Genomic DNA, 14,689 nt, shown 5'->3' on the forward strand with positions numbered 1-14,689 from the left:
TGTGACCCACGAGGACGTGGCCGAGCAGCTTGAACTGCTACCGAGGACGCCGGCCCCGCTCACTCTGGGGGAGCTCGAATCGCATCTGTGGGGTGCCGCCCAGATTCTTCGAGGGCTGATTGACCAGGCTGACTTCAAGAGTTATATTTTTCCGCTGCTCTTCTTCAAGCGGATCTGTGACGTATATCTGGAGGAGTTCCAGGAGGCCCTGGACGAGTCCGGAGGCAATACTACGTTCGCAAGTTATGCCGACCAACATCGCTTCGACATCCCCCACGAGCACATGTGGCACAAGGTTGTGGAAGCAAAAGATGAGGCACTCGGACAGGCTCTGGCCACGGCACTCCGAGAGATCGAAAAGGCAAATCCAGACACCCTCGCCGGGATCTTCGGCGACACCCCTTGGACGAACAAGGACCGGCTGCCTGCCAAGGTACTGCGCCAACTGCTCAACCATTTCTCAGGGCGCCATCTCGGCAACTCCGTCGTCGAAGCCGATCTGCTGGGTCAGGCATACGAGTACCTGATCAAGAAATTCGCCGACCTCTCGAACAAGAAGGCAGGGGAATTTTACACTCCTCGCGAGGTAGTGCGTCTCCTTGTCGACATCCTTGATCCGCAGAAAGGCGAGACTGTCTACGACCCGACCTGCGGGACGGGCGGGATGCTGATCGAGGTCGTTCATCACTTCGTTCGCCGTAAGGATGATCCAAAATACTTGAGGGCGAAGATGTTTGGTCAGGAGAAGAACCTGACCACCTCCGGTATCGCGAGGATGAATCTCTTCTTGCACGGTGTTGAGGATTTCTATATCGAACGCGGAGACACTCTGCGCGACCCGAAGTTCCTCGACCAGGACGCCCTGCGCCAGTTCAACTGCGTAATCGCCAATCCTCCTTTCTCTCTACAAGCCTGGGGGGAGGAGGATTGGGGCAACGATCTATTCCAGCGGGGCCTTACAGGCGTTCCCCCACGGCGCTCGGCCGACTTCGCCTGGGTTCAGCACATGATTGCCTCGATGTCCCGGGACGAGGGCAGGGCGGCAGTAGTACTCCCGCAGGGGGCGTTGTTCCGCGGCGGGGCTGAAGGAAAGATTCGCGACAAGATCGTGGAGTCCGACGTCATCGAAGCGGTCATCGGCCTGGGTACCAACCTTTTTTATGGCACTAGCCTCGCCGCGTGCATCTTGGTGCTTCGGCACGACAAGCCTGCCGGTCGAAAGCGCCAAGTTCTCTTCGTAAATGCAGCGGACCAGTTTCGTAAGGGGCGCAACCAGAACACCTTGGAAGACCAGCATGTGTCCCGCATCCACGGTTGGTACCGAGCCTTCGCCAATATTGCTGGTCGCAGTCGCCTCGTTGACCTGGCAGAGATTCACGATAACGGCGGAAGTCTCAATATTCCGTTGTATGTAGCCGAGGACACCCGCGCAAACTTCGCGCCCCTCGTTGAGGCAGTCGCCTCGTTGGAGGGGGCATTGGCCGACGTAGCCATGACCGAGGACGCTCTACGTAGGCAGCTCAAAGAATGGGAACTGCTCGGATGAATCACCAGGAGACCATCGTCGTTCCTCGCCAGAGCCAGTCAGACCAGGCGAATCACAAGAGCGGGGCAAAGCAGGCTGGTATCGATGTCCTGCCGGGGCTCGAACTGCGGGAACCGCAGCACCTCGAACAGCGTGAACTGGAAAGCTATCTCTGGGGAGCCGCGACCCTGCTGCGTGGGCTGATTGATGCCGGTGACTACAAGCAGTTCATCTTCCCGTTGCTATTCTTCAAGCGCATCAGTGATGTGTACGACGAGGAGCGGGAAGAGGCGATTGCCGCCTATGGTGATCACGATCTGGAGACCGTAGCCAAGAGAGAGAACTACCGTTTCCAGATTCCGGATGGAGCGCACTGGGAAGACGTACGATCAGCGAGTGCAGACCTCGGCAAGGCCCTCAAGCAAGCCATGCAGCAGATCGAGTCTGCCAATCCAGACCAGCTGACTGGTGTCTTCGGCGACGCGCAGTGGACCAACAAGGAGCGTCTTTCTGACGAGACTCTGCGGAACCTGCTGGAACACTTCTCGACGCAAGTGTTGTCGCTGTCCCGGGTACCGGAGGACGAACTAGGCCGGGCCTACGAGTTTCTGGTCAAGAAATTCGCCGACGACTCCGGGCACACGGCCCAGGAGTTCTATACCAACCGGACGCTCGTCCGGTTGATGGCGCGTATGTTGCGGCCACAGCCAGGCGAAAGCGTGTACGACCCGACCTGCGGCACGGGCGGCATGTTGGTTACCGCGGCAGCGGAAGTCAAGGACCAAGGTGAGGATCACCGACGGCTGGGGCTCTTTGGCCAGGAACTCAACGTCATGACCTCGTCGATTGCCCGCATGAACCTGTACCTCCACGGAATCGAAGAGTTCAGGATCGAGCGCGGCGATACGCTCGCCGATCCATTGTTCTTCGAAGGGGATAGGCTGCGCCGTTTCGACGTCATCCTGGCTAATCCTCCCTACTCCATCAAGCAATGGAACCGGGACCTTTTCACCGAGGACCCGTACAAGCGCAACATCTGGGGCGTCCCGCCACAGGGACGAGCGGACTACGCCTTCTTGCAGCACATTGCAACTTCTCTTAACCCGGACACAGGACGATGTGCGATCCTCCTCCCGCACGGCGTGCTCTTCCGCGCGGACGAGCGCAAAATGCGACAGAAACTCATCGAGTCCGATCTGCTTGAGTGCGTTCTGGGCCTTGGGCCGGGCCTATTTTACAACTCTCCAATGGAGGCGTGCGTCGTCATCTGTCGCACGCGGAAGCCGGCGAAACGTCGAAAAAAAGTCCTATTCATTGATGCGATGCACCTGATCGAGCGCACTCAAGGGCAGTCCTTCCTGAGCGAAGAGCACATCGCGGAGATCCTCGTGGCGTACGAGGGCTTTGCTGATATTCAGGGCTTGTCAGCAGTAGTGAGCTTGGAATCTCTTATCGCAGCAAAGGCTGACCTCGCAATCAGTCGGCATGTCGAAAAGATCCCCACTGGGGAAATGGTCGGCGATAGCATCCCGCTGCCGGAGGCCGTGTCACAGTGGGATGGTTCAATGCGTGACAATATGCAGGCCGCGAAACGGGCCATCGCTAGAATTCGGGGAGACGAGGAATGACTGCGAACCGTGACGTTTGGTCTGTGGTCACCTTCGGCTCGGTAGTCCGGCAGATCAGAGATGTAGTGGACCCAGTTGCGGATGACGTGGAGCGTTTCGTAGCAGGCGAACACATGGAGTCGGGCCAACTCACCATAAGGAAGTGGGGGCTGGTCAAGGATACCGATCTGGGCCCCGCGTTCTACCGCAGATTCCGGCCGGGGCATGTCCTCTACGGCTCGCGGCGACCCTACCTGCGTAAGGTAGCACGCGCAGATTTTGCGGGCGTTTGTGCCGATAAAACTTTCGTCGTGGAGAGTGCAAACCCGCAGGAACTACTGCCCGAGTTCCTGCCTTTGGCCATGATGGCCGAAACATTTCATGCCCACTCGATCACCTGGTCTAGGGGTTCGATCAACCCCTACGTGAACTGGTCCGATGTTGCGAAGTATGAATTCCGGCTACCTCAGTTGAGTGAACAGCAGCGAATCGCTGGCCTGATGTGGGCATTCGAGGAGACGGTGCTGGCTAAGAGGTCGGCGCTGGAGGCTGCTCAGAAAGCAGAGGTTTCTGCGCTGGTTGAGTTGTATGACGAGCCGGCATGGCCGGTTCGGCGCGTGGATGAGGCTGGAGATGTTCAACTTGGGCAAGGGCTCTCTTCCCAAACGCGTTCTGGTGGAAGAAGTCGCCCCTATCTTCGGGTAGCCAATGTGGGGGACGATGAACTGTTCCTCGATGATGTGCGGGCGATGACTTTTGATGAGACTGGCTTTACCAAGTATCAGCTCCGCGACGGGGACGTTCTACTCAATGAAGGGCAGAGCCTAGAATACGTGGGACGCTCCGCTATCTATCGTAGCGAACTTAGCGATTGCTGTTTCCAGAATTCTTTGCTTCGGTTCCGAAGTAGCGGCGACATCCTGCCCGAGTTCGCCCATGGATGGTTCCGCCGGTGCCTGCACATGGGACAGTTCGCGCGAGTTGCGAAGCGAACCACGTCGCTAGCCCATCTCTCAGCCGGCTTGCTCTCGTCCCAGCCCATCCCTGTCCCGCCCAAAGCGGACCAGCAGCGCGTGGTGGATCGCCTCGCCGCCGCCCGTGAGCTGCGGCAAACCTTGGAGCAGGGCTTGGAGGAAACCCGTACCCTCATGTCACGGACACTGAACGCGGTGCTGAACGGCTGAGGAACAGGAGACGGGAGCAGCGGATGTTCGACGAACGGACCACAGTTCAGGCTTTCGTGACCGATGTTCTGTCTGAATTGTCTGATACCTTCCCAGGTCAACTTGCCTGGGCCCACGTCGCCGGATCTGCGCTGGACAGGGTTGAGACGGACGTCCTGGTCGAGTCTGAGGTTCGCGACGCCCTGATCCGGCTCAACCCGGAGATTGCTGCCGATTCCGATCATGCCGACGAGGTGATCTACCGACTCACCGGACTCGTCCTCTCTGCCCGCAGCACAGGGGTTGTGAAGGCCAATGCGGATTTCCGCTCATGGCTACTCGGTGAGCGGTCCATGCCATTCGGGACGGATCACGAGCACGTCACAGTGCAGCTGGTCGACTTCAATGATCTGACGCGCAACACCTACAGAGTTGCCACGGAGGTGACCTTCCGCCGTGGCGGCGTAGAGGTCAGATTCGATCATGTGTTGTGGGTTAACGGACTACCTTTGGTGGTTGGCGAAGCAAAGTCGGCTACCCGACGGGGTGTCACCTGGGCTGACGGCGCACTTCAGATAGACGTGTACCAGCAGGATGTACCCGAGTTTTTCGTCCCCAACGCCTTCTGTTTCGCTACGGATGGTAGGGATCTCCGCTATGGAGCTGTACGGACGCCACTCCAGAAGTGGGGGCCTTGGCGCGTTGGTTGGGACGTAGGCGAGCCCAGAACGCGGCAGTCTAATGCCGATCATGTCGATGAGGGATCCGGTTTCCTCGACGAATCTGAGGACGTTCCGTCACTCATCTCCGCCAGTGACACGGAATCCCTCTCGAACGAGCACCGTTCGTCGGGCACCGGCCCTTCAGCACTCCGCCGTGCCGTGGAGGGGCTCCTCGCCCCGGACACCGTGCTCGACATCCTGCGCAGCTTCACCGTTTTTGGCACCGACAAGAACCACCGCAAGACTAAAACAGTCTGCCGCTATCAGCAGTACGAGGCCGGCCGCCGCATGGTGGACCGGGTGGCTGATCCAGATGCCCCCCGAAAGGGTTTGATCTGGCACTTCCAGGGTTCCGGCAAGTCCCTGCTGATGGTGTTCACTGCTCAGGCGCTGAGGGCACATCCTCGGTTGCCGGCTCCTACTGTGCTCATCGTCGTGGACCGCCAGGACCTCGATACGCAAATCACGACGATCTTTAACGAAGCCGATGTGCCCAACGTCGTCTCTGCCAATGGTGCTTCGGAACTACGCGAGATGTTGGCCAGTGGCCAGCGGAAGATCATCGTTACTCTGGTCCACAAATTCCGGAGAGAAGAGCTCAGTGATGTGATATCCACGCGCGGTGACATTGTGTGCCTGGTGGACGAGGCCCACCGGACGCAGGACGGCGACTTCGGCCTGCGCATGCGCCACGTCCTGCCCAACGCCGTCTTCTTCGGTCTCACCGGTACACCGATCAACCGCAGTGACGTCAACACCTTCAACACCTTCGGTGCCGAGACGGACAAGGGTCGCTACCTGTCCAAGTACTCCCAGGCTCAGTCCATCCGCGACAGGGCCACCTTGCCACTGCACTTCGAGCCGAGGGATTCGCGGTTCCAGATCGACCGGTCGGTACTGGACGCCGAGTTCGACCAGCTTACCGAGGGGCTGGGCGCGGCGGAGAAGGCCGCTATGCAGCGGCGTGCGGCTCGTATGGGTGCCCTGATCAAGGCGCCCGACCGGATCCGTCGCGTGTGCGACGACATCGCCGAGCACTTCTCTGCCAAGGTCGAGCCAGAGGGCTTCAAAGCGCAGGTGGTGGTCTTCGACCAAGAGGCATGTCACCTCTACAAGCAAGAGCTGGACAAGCGGCTCGGCCCCCAAGCATCCGAAGTTGTTGTCTCCGCTTCGGGATTGCCTAAGCCACTTAAAGATCGCTACAGCCGTACCAAGGTCGAGGAAGCCGCTCTGTTGGAGCGGTTCGGTGACCCAGACGACCCACTGAAGATCCTCATCGTCACCGCGAAACTTCTCACTGGCTTCGACGCTCCGATCGTGCAGACCATGTACCTGGACAGGGCGTTGAGGGATCACACGCTGCTCCAGGCCGTGTGCCGCGTTAACCGTCCGTACCGTGCACCTGGCAGCGACCAGGAAAAGACTCACGGGCTAATCGTGGACTATCTCGGTGTCTTCGGTCCCTTGAGTAAGGCGCTGCGGTTTGATGAGCAGTCAATGGAGCAGACAGTCCAGGACATCCAGAAGCTGTGGGACAAGTTGCCCCAGGCATTGGAGGACTGTCTTGAGTTCTTCCAAGGGGTGGATCGGACGGAGGACGGCTACAAAGGGCTCTTCGCGGCCCAGCAGAAGCTGCCCGACGAGGACACCCGGGAGCAGTTCGCTATCGCGTTCGCAACGCTGTCGCGTCTGTGGGAGGCGCTGTCTCCCGATCCTAGGCTGAACGACCACCTCGCCGACTATCGGTGGCTTGCGCAGATCCACCACTCAGTCCGCCCGTCTACCGCGACGACGCCGCTCTTGTGGCGCTCACTCGGACCTAAGACCCGGGAACTGATCAACCGGAACATCCACGCCGATGCTCCGCCGGGACACCTGGAAACGCTCGTGATCGACGCCGAGCTTGCGGAATACCTTGAGAGGCAGCCGGCAGACCAGGGGGTACGCAGGCTCCAACCGAATCTGGCTCAGAGGATCTCCCGGCACAGAGGGAAGGCATCGTTCGACTCTTTGTCAGAGCGGCTGGAGCGGTTGCGCTTGCAGTACGAACAAGATCAGCTCGACAGCGTCAAGTACCTCAAGGCGCTGCTGGTCCTCGCTCGCGATGTCGCTGCTGCCGAGCGGGACGCAGAGCAGGACCGGAAGACACAGAGCCCGGAGGAGGAAGGACGCACCGCCCTGACGACGTTGTTCGAGACCTCCCGTACTGCGGAAACCCCCGTGGCAGTTGCCAAGCTAGTCGAGGAGATCGATGACATCGTCCGGAATGTGAGGTTCCCTGGGTGGCAACGGACCGTCAGCGGTGAGCGCGAAGTGAAAAGGGCGCTTAGGCGCACGCTGATGCGCTATCAGCTGCAGAAGGACGAGGAACTCTTCCAGAAGGCGTACGACTACATCCGCCAGTACTACTGAAACGAACTGCCGGACTCTGGAATGTCAGTGCCGTCCAGTACGCTCCATACCGTTCTGACCTGCGCAATCGCAGAGAGGAGGCGATCGCCTTGGCTTCACCGCGGGTACTTCGCTCCGCCGCGCGGCCCACGGTCATGACCGTGCGGGAGGCGGTCACCGAGTTGCGTGGCGGACGACTGCGCTTGGCGGCCGATCCTGGCGGTACAGGTGAGTGGCCCAAGCGACGTAAGCACCTGTTGCTGGACTCCGTCCTCCGTGGCTGGCCCATTGGGTCCCTACACGTGGTGCAGGGACCGGACGATGTACGCACTGTCATGGACGGCCAGCGTCGGCTGGCAACGTTGTATGAGTTCGTCGATGGCCGCCTCGACCTGGATGGTCGGATCACTCCCCACGACCCGGTGCTTCGTGAGTCTGACGGGAGGCTATACCCGAATCTGCCGTCTGGCCTTCGCGCGGCGATCGACGACTACCCCTTGGTTGTGCTCGAAATCGAGGGGATGCCCGCCGCCGATCTGCGCTCGGCTCTCCTGCGCTTGAACGACGGCACAGGTCTTTCCGAGACAGGGCGCAAGCTGGTGGAATCGGGCTCCTTCGGAGCACAAGTGCGCGACTTGGTCCTGAATGCCGTTGACTGGGGACTGACTGAAGAACGGGTCAGCTTCGGCAACGTCGGTCTGGCATACGACGACCTGATTAGCAGGGCGCTCGTCGCCGTGGAGGAGGGAAGCGTCCGCACCGCCGCCGCGGATAGCAAGGAGCTCGCTGATCGGTTGCAGTCCGGGCACCCTGTCTCCCCTGAGACACTGAATGAGGTGTCCGAAGCGCTAAAGGAATTGCTCTCTCTACCCGCGCTCGACCTTCCCGCCGTCCGCTTTGTCAAGCCCACACTATTGAGCTGGCTGCTTGTCATGATTCACGCCCGAAGGTGCCTCGGACCGGGCTCCGAGCACCATCTCGGGCATCTCCTGGAATGGTTTGAACCGCAACGCCTCAGGCTGGCCGCCCGCCTTAGTCTCGACATGCGACCACCGTTGCGTTCCGGGATGAAGGGCCTTCCCTACGAAGCTCTCCTCGCCAGATTCAACGAATCGTCTGCCGTGGCAGCCCACGGCCCCGACGCGACCATTTTGCGTGACGCGATCCTCTGGCTGTTTCTGGTTGCGACGGGCGGCGCCCCGTCGCGTCGTACGGAACCGGTGCCGGCTGTTATGCGGATGTTTGAAACGCTTACGCGACCGGACGCCGCCGCGCTCGAGGACGAAGACCTGGATGAGCTGCTCTGGGCCCACGGCAGCCTCGGTTCCTGGGGGGAATGGCGTTGAGAGAGGCCGAGGTCCGAGAGGGGTACCGTCAACTCGCTGAAGGTAAGGCGCAGTCGCCCCTGCGTGAGGTTTACATCGACGGGCATGCCCATCTGGGTACGGTGCTGGCTGAGATGGCGCCAGGTGTCACGCTGCTGTGTGGTGTAAGCGGTGTGGGGAAGACCCAGTTCCTGCGGACGATGGCGCACGAGCTTGGCACATTCTCGGTGGCCTATGACGGACAAGTGCCCTCAGTACGGATCACTGGCCGTGTACTGCACGGCCCGTCGGCGAAGAAGGGCGCTCCGCCGCCACTGGACGACACGAATCTTGCCGTAGCCAACACGCCATGCTTGTACATCGACACCGCGCGCGAGTGCTTCGACGTGTTGACCCAGGTGCGACGTACCTCGGACGACGAGTTGGAAGCCCTTCGTGCTTCGGCGGCCAAGTCCCCGCCCCACCGCTGGGCGGACGCGGCACTGCGCTACATCCTTGGCCGGGAATACGAGGACATCTCCTATCAGGAGTTGGACCGGCAGAACCCCGAGAGTGGCGAGCCGCGCACCTGGTTCTACCACGAGCTGACCTACGCGAGGACGGCATACGGCCCTGACAAGATGAGCTTGGGAGAGCTGGCTGCCTGCGTCATGCTCCAGGCGCTGCGCAGGGCTCCCAGGGGAAGCATCGTGCTGCTCGACGAGCCGGAGAACTTTCTGTCCCCCAAGTCCCGGCAGCGCCTACTGCACGAGATCATCGGGTGGTCGCTCAAACAGCAAATTTCCGTCGTCGTCGCCTCTCACTCGCCGGAGATCGCGCAGATACTGCCACCCGCATCGCTGCGAACGATCCAGCGAGGTCCTGGGGATCAGGGAGTGGTGATCTCCGCTGGAGGCATTCCGGCGCAAGTTAACAGGGTTCTGGGGCTGAAACCGCGCCCCGAAGCAGTGCTGCTGGTAGAAGATGGCTTCGCCAAGGCGCTACTAGAGGCCGTCCTTGCCCGGTGCGCACCGAATCTGCGCCATCACGTTCTAGTCCAGGACGTGCGAGGCGCTGACCAAGTCACGGCGGTCGCCGGTGCCCTTGGGCCAACACATCCGGGCATGCATTTCCTCGGGGTATTGGATGGTGACATTCGAACGGATCCCAAATACCAGGGGCCGTGGCTCGCATACCTGCCCGGCGACGGTGATCCCGAGGCTGTAGTCATGGAGGCTATTACTGCTGATTTAAAGAAAGCAGCAAGGGGCCTCGATATCGCCTGGGAGGAACTAGACCAGGCAGTCGCCGATACCGAGGCGAGCGACCCTCATGACCAACCCAAGATCGTTAGTGAGTCTGTCGGCGTTCCCTTGCCTCAGCTGATCTCATACACGGCGCGGTGGCTCGAGAAGGGCAGCCCGTACCGCAGAGAAGTTCGGCAACTCGTGGAGCGGATCGAGGCGCTTATGTCTCCCGAGTGATCGAGGATGGCGGAGGCGAGGTCCTCGGGCTCATGGTCGGCGACAGTGAGGCCGAAGCCTTCTGGAGAAAGTTCCCACCCAGTGGAACTAATTTCCTGCCCGACTCCACTGCCGTCGAGGCCATGTCTGCCACTTGCTAGTGTCCTGAGTCGTTAATTCGTGTGCAGTATGCGGCGAGGGTTTCGAGGATGTCGTCGGCGGTCTTCGTCCAGCCGAACGGCTTGGGGCCCTTGTTCCACTCGTTGATCCAGCCGCGGAGGTCCCGTTCGAGTTCGACGACGCTTCGGTGGGCTGAGCGGCGGAGTTTGCGGCAGGTCAGCTCGGCGAACCAGCGCTCGACGAGGTTGAGCCAGGACGCCGAGGTGGGAGTGAAGTGCAGGTGGAAGCGGGGGTGTCGCAGCAGCCACTTCTTGACCGGCTCGGTCTTGTGGGTGGCGTAGTTGTCCAGGATCAGGTGGAGTTCGAGGTCCTTGGGGACGGCTGCGTCGATGACCTTCAGGAAGCGGAGGAACTCCTGGTGGCGGTGGCGGCGGTAGTGCTGGGCGATGACCGAGCCGGAGGCGATGTCCAGGGCTGCGAACAGGCTGGTCGTGCCGTGCCGGACGTAGTCGTGCGTCATCTTCGCCGGCGTGGCCGGCGCCATCGGCAGCACCGGCTGGGTCCGGTCCAGGGCCTGTATCTGCGACTTCTCGTCCACCGCCAGGACCAGGGCGTTCTCCGGCGGGGACATGTAAATGCCCACCACATCGCGGACTTTGCCCACGAACTGCGGGTCAGTCGACAGCTTCCACGTCTCCACGATGTGCGGCTTGAGACCGAACGCCCGCCAGATCCGCGAGACAGCCGACTGCGACATGCCGGCCCGCCTCGGCCATCGACCGTGTCGACCAGTGCGAATCACCCGTCGGCGGCGACTGGCCGAGCGTCCTGGCGACCAGGGCCTCGACCTGCTCGTCCGTGATCTTCCGCGGCGCCCCCGCACGCGGCCGGTCCACCAGGTCCCTCCAGCCGGTCCGCGACGAACCGGGCCCGCCACTTGCGCACTGTCTCCCGAGAGATACCCAGGCCATCCGCGACCTGCGCGTTCGACAGGCCCTCCGCACACGCCAGCACGATCCTCGATCCCAAAACCAGCGCGTGGGAAGCGGTCTGCTTGCGCAACCAGCCCCGCAACACCCGGCCTGCGCGATCGGACAACTCCAACGGCAAACGGCTTCGGACCAGGCACCGGCCCGCCTACAACCGCAAGAGAACTAACGACTCAGGACACTGACGGTCAGAGCGAAGTAGTTGCCGTAGACGACGTGGCGCCACCTGTACCCCGTTTTGAGCGGGAACCGCCGCATACACCGACTCCAATACCGCCTCGACGTCCTTGAGGGCTGTCTCACCGGCACCGGACTCGCGCTCGCACCACCATGACGGCACCACCCTTTGAGGGTCAGTAGGTTTCCAACGTGACGCCCGGTTCGGCACGCCGACCGGGCGCCACGACGGTTCGTCCTCCGCGTGCTTCGGAGGCGAGAATTGTTGCAGGTCACCAACCCCGGCCTGATGCGCGTCGTCGTGCGCGAGACGGCCGCGGCCTGGCCGCAGGGTCCGGCCTATGTGTGGTGCTGCGGGAACTTCACGAGCGAGAGGTTGTTTGCTGGGCTCGGCTTCGCGCCGCACTCTTCTGATGTGTCCAGTTACACCACGGCGATCACCTGGTGGCTCACCAGTCAGCCGACCGGCCCTCTGGACGACGGTGTGGGCACTGTCGCCACCCTGATGCTGGGCACACCCGCTTCCTGGGCAGCGTGGACCGCGATGGGCTCTGGCGTCAGCGTGTTGTGCGTACCTGCTGAGACCAGTGGAAGGCCAAGCACGCCGAAGACCGTCGAGAGGGACGCCATCTCCCGCTGCAAACGTCCTCGACCTGAAGCGTTGCGAGGAGGCCTCGTGCCGCCACCTTGTCGTCTGCGGATCTCCTCGTGGCGGGTACCCTCTCACGGCTGCTGCGGGTCAGGCACGTGCTCTAATGTACAGGTGAAAGCGGCCACAGAGCCTCCCGGATGCGTGAGCGATGCGTGAGCGGACGGGGCAGCATCCGGCATTCCTCGCCGGACGGCGCGGCAACCGCGAACCCGCTGGCCTGGGGGTTTCGGACGGCCCGCAACCCGCTACCACCAACCGGCAAGCCTCCACCGGCCCTCGTAATGCGTAGGTCTCGGGTTCGAATCCCGAAGGCGGCTCCACGAAACCCCAGGTCAGACACCCGCTGACCTGGGGTTTTGCTTTTCCCCCGCGCCTGGCCGGTTCTCCCGCGCGGCAAGTGACGCGCGCAGAGGCCAAGGGGAGCGCGAGGGGAGCGCATTCGGACAGGCGAAGGACATCGGGCTGCTCCCGGGGAGCGCGGCGGTGCGCGCCGCAGAAGGCTCGGCCTGGGGCTGCCGGCGCAGTGGTCCGGCGACGGCCCCGGACGCTCTCGACCGGTCGTCGGGCGGCGCCCGGAGCGTGGACGGCTCTCGTGCGGAGCGGTGCCTTGTCTCCGCCGACTTGTCGCATCCCGACAACAGGCAGCCCGTACGCTGATGAGTGCCGGACATCCAGCAGAGCGTGGACTTCAAGGCGATCGTCGCCCAGACGAGCGCGGTGCTGCTGACCCGCGGAGTCGAGGTCGAGCCGGTGGCGGTACGCGATGTCGTGGCGCTGATGGTCCGCTCGGTCGCCGAGCGCATGAACATGGACGCGGAGGAGGCTCTCCACCTGGTGCGGCCGGAGGCGGTCGCCGAGGCGATCACCGCCGCTGCGGACCCCGGCCGGGAAGGCGCGGAGCACATATATGCGGTGCGGCCGGTACGGGTCGATGCCAGCACCGTTGCGGTGCCGGTACGGACGCTGGGCCGCCTGGTGATGGCCGCCGCGCAGGCCGGGAAGTACGCGACGCTGAACGGCGACGGCCGCACCGCCTCGCACGCGCTGGACCTGGCGACCGAGATCGGCGCGGCGCTGACCACCGAGGGCGTCGGTGACGAGGCCGACCTGCCGGTCGGTGCACTGACCGAACTCGCCGACGCCACCGAGGCCGTAGCCCTGCGCGTCGAAAATGACGGCTGGAGCATCTGCCCCTGCGGCGAGCAACACGGTCAGGACGAAGTGGACGCGGGCATACCCGCAATTCTGCGCGCAGATGCCGCTCTGGCCCGCCATTGGAGCGACTGCTGAAGGCACGCGCCTTCGTTTGCCGACAGACGGCTCGGGATCGGCCGTCGGTGGTCAGCTCAAGAGCGCGCGGGCGAAGGCGCCGGTGAGGTAGGCGGTGCCGAGGCCGGCTGCGACGCTGACGAGAGCGTTGGTGGCGGCGAAGTATTTCGCGCCGGTCTCGGTCAGGCGCAGGTTCTCGAAAGAGAAGGTGGAGTAGGTGCTGAGGGTGGCGCACAGGCCGGGGCCGATGAGGTGCTGCACCTGGGTGGGGACGGTGGTGGCGGTCGCGGCGGCGGTGAGGAAGCCGAGTCCGGCGCAGGCGGCGATGTTGACGCTGAAGGTGCCCCAGGGGAAGACGGTGTCGTGGCGGGCCTGGACGGCGCGGTCGGTGAGGTAGCGCAGTGGGGCGCCGATGGTCGCCCCGGTGATGACCATGAGCCAGTTCACGGCTGCTCCCGCTCGGCGCGGGCGCGTGGGAGGACGGCGAGGCGGGTCAGGGTCGCGGTGGCCCATATCGCCGCGAAGGCGGCCAGCAGGGTGGCCGCTGCGTACAGCAGTCCGGTGCGCGGGCGGCCGTGGTCGAGGAGACGTTGGGTGTCGATGGTTGAGGTGGAGAAGGTGGTGTAGCCGCCCAGGACGCCGGTGCCGAGGAACGGACGGGTCAGGGGGTGGGCGGTGAAGCGTTCGGTGATCAGAAAAGACCACGAGGATGCCCATGGCGGCGCTCACCCAGCTCCAGCTCGGCGTCGGCCACGTCCTGGAAGAGGTCGCCTTGGAGCTGGACCCGTTTGCTCGGGGTGGCATGGTCGATCGGCGCCTGGTCCAGCGGCACCCGGCTGCGGTGGAGGAACGCGGTGCCCAGCAGCGGCTTGCCGTCCGCGTTCGCCCGCGCATTGCCCGCACGGATCGCCTCGTCGAACGCGACCACGTCCGCCCACTCCTCCGGGCTGCCGTCGCGCAGCGCTCGCCACTGGGCGTTGCCGTGGTACGGGCACCCCAAGCACGCCGACTTGGGCGTCGACCCCAAGCCCCGCTCGCGCAGCAGGCGTTGGCCGTCGGCCCGGGACAAGCCGAGGTCCATCAGCGGGAACCGGTTGCGCATGTACGCCACGTCGGCGTCCTTGGCCCGGTGGAACTCGTCGGTAGAGATGCCGATCCACTGCTCGACGAACACGCCCTTGGGGATCCGCTGGGGGTAGGGGTGACCGAGAAGCTCGCGGACCTGGATTTTTATCGGCCAGATCTTGTACTGACCGGTGCTTCTCTGCACGTCACTCTCACAGGTGAGGGAGCTGAGGCTGGTGATC

General features: G+C 63.0%; 11 protein-coding genes and 1 pseudogene. 8 read left to right on the forward strand and 4 right to left on the reverse strand.

The window, feature by feature from the left end:
• Nucleotide 1 precedes the first annotated feature (1 nt).
• The 6 genes from HCN08_RS07535 to HCN08_RS07560 all read left to right on the forward strand — a co-directional run bounded on the left by HCN08_RS07535 (nucleotide 2) and on the right by HCN08_RS07560 (nucleotide 10,196).
• The gene (locus tag HCN08_RS07535; RefSeq protein WP_206318511.1) at nucleotides 2-1,546 is read left to right on the forward strand and encodes a type I restriction-modification system subunit M; all 1,545 of its coding nucleotides are present in this window, start codon (nucleotides 2-4) and stop codon (nucleotides 1,544-1,546) included.
• On the forward strand, nucleotides 1,543-3,153 hold the full coding sequence (locus HCN08_RS07540) for a type I restriction-modification system subunit M (RefSeq protein ID WP_167982132.1): 1,611 nt from the start codon (nucleotides 1,543-1,545) through the stop codon (nucleotides 3,151-3,153). Before HCN08_RS07535 ends, HCN08_RS07540 begins: the two co-directional genes overlap by 4 nt.
• Complete coding sequence (locus HCN08_RS07545; protein ID WP_167982133.1) at nucleotides 3,150-4,316, forward strand: restriction endonuclease subunit S; 1,167 nt, start codon at nucleotides 3,150-3,152, stop codon at nucleotides 4,314-4,316. The genes HCN08_RS07540 and HCN08_RS07545 overlap by 4 nt, the downstream gene beginning before the upstream one ends.
• A 23-nt stretch (nucleotides 4,317-4,339) precedes the next feature.
• Nucleotides 4,340-7,429: a type I restriction endonuclease subunit R gene (locus HCN08_RS07550; protein ID WP_167982134.1), complete on the forward strand. Its 3,090-nt coding sequence runs from the start codon at nucleotides 4,340-4,342 to the stop codon at nucleotides 7,427-7,429.
• A gap of 314 nt (nucleotides 7,430-7,743) precedes the next feature.
• Nucleotides 7,744-8,754 carry a hypothetical protein gene (locus tag HCN08_RS07555; RefSeq protein ID WP_167982135.1) on the forward strand — a complete coding sequence of 337 codons (1,011 nt, stop codon included), beginning with the start codon at nucleotides 7,744-7,746 and terminating at the stop codon, nucleotides 8,752-8,754.
• Nucleotides 8,755-8,933: 179 nt separating this feature from the next.
• The gene (locus HCN08_RS07560; protein ID WP_456319005.1) at nucleotides 8,934-10,196 is read left to right on the forward strand and encodes an AAA family ATPase; all 1,263 of its coding nucleotides are present in this window, start codon (nucleotides 8,934-8,936) and stop codon (nucleotides 10,194-10,196) included.
• Between the two features lie 136 nt (nucleotides 10,197-10,332).
• Here the strand turns inward: HCN08_RS07560 and HCN08_RS07565 are convergent.
• Nucleotides 10,333-11,420: pseudogene (locus HCN08_RS07565) on the reverse strand (IS630 family transposase).
• A gap of 330 nt (nucleotides 11,421-11,750) precedes the next feature.
• Here HCN08_RS07565 and HCN08_RS36870 point away from each other — a divergent pair.
• Together HCN08_RS36870 and HCN08_RS07570 are read left to right on the forward strand one after the other, a co-directional pair.
• The gene (locus HCN08_RS36870) at nucleotides 11,751-12,269 is read left to right on the forward strand and encodes a putative antirestriction adenine methyltransferase (RefSeq protein ID WP_407648709.1); all 519 of its coding nucleotides are present in this window, start codon (nucleotides 11,751-11,753) and stop codon (nucleotides 12,267-12,269) included.
• Nucleotides 12,270-12,773: 504 nt separating this feature from the next.
• Entirely contained in the window at nucleotides 12,774-13,403 is a 630-nt protein-coding gene (locus HCN08_RS07570) for a hypothetical protein (protein ID WP_167982137.1), read from the forward strand.
• A gap of 51 nt (nucleotides 13,404-13,454) precedes the next feature.
• Here the strand turns inward: HCN08_RS07570 and HCN08_RS07575 are convergent, their stop codons facing one another.
• The 3 genes from HCN08_RS07575 to HCN08_RS07585 are packed head-to-tail and all read right to left on the reverse strand — an operon-like array spanning nucleotide 13,455 to nucleotide 14,652.
• A complete protein-coding gene (locus HCN08_RS07575) occupies nucleotides 13,455-13,829 on the reverse strand; it encodes a fluoride efflux transporter FluC (protein WP_167982138.1) in 375 nt (124 codons plus the stop codon).
• Nucleotides 13,826-14,077 (reverse strand): fluoride efflux transporter FluC, encoded by a 252-nt coding sequence (locus HCN08_RS07580; protein ID WP_167982317.1) that lies wholly within the window; start codon nucleotides 14,075-14,077, stop codon nucleotides 13,826-13,828. The genes HCN08_RS07575 and HCN08_RS07580 overlap by 4 nt, the downstream gene beginning before the upstream one ends.
• Complete coding sequence (locus HCN08_RS07585) at nucleotides 14,074-14,652, reverse strand: hypothetical protein (protein ID WP_167982139.1); 579 nt, start codon at nucleotides 14,650-14,652, stop codon at nucleotides 14,074-14,076. The genes HCN08_RS07580 and HCN08_RS07585 overlap by 4 nt, the downstream gene beginning before the upstream one ends.
• Between the last annotated feature and the right edge of the window lie 37 nt (nucleotides 14,653-14,689).

The organism is Actinacidiphila epipremni (assembly GCF_012034175.1).
GTDB lineage: Bacteria > Actinomycetota > Actinomycetes > Streptomycetales > Streptomycetaceae > Actinacidiphila > Actinacidiphila epipremni.

Bases quoted from the DNA above. Each gene is read 5' to 3' on its own strand.
- HCN08_RS07540 (WP_167982132.1), top strand. From the start codon at position 1,543: ATGAATCACCAGGAGACCATCGTCGTTCCTCGCCAGAGCCAGTCAGAC.
- HCN08_RS07545 (WP_167982133.1), top strand. From the start codon at position 3,150: ATGACTGCGAACCGTGACGTTTGGTCTGTGGTCACCTTCGGCTCGGTA.
- HCN08_RS07555 (WP_167982135.1), top strand. From the start codon at position 7,744: ATGGACGGCCAGCGTCGGCTGGCAACGTTGTATGAGTTCGTCGATGGC.
- HCN08_RS07550 (WP_167982134.1), top strand. From the start codon at position 4,340: ATGTTCGACGAACGGACCACAGTTCAGGCTTTCGTGACCGATGTTCTG.
- HCN08_RS07560 (WP_456319005.1), top strand. From the start codon at position 8,934: ATGGCGCACGAGCTTGGCACATTCTCGGTGGCCTATGACGGACAAGTG.
- HCN08_RS36870 (WP_407648709.1), top strand. From the start codon at position 11,751: ATGCGCGTCGTCGTGCGCGAGACGGCCGCGGCCTGGCCGCAGGGTCCG.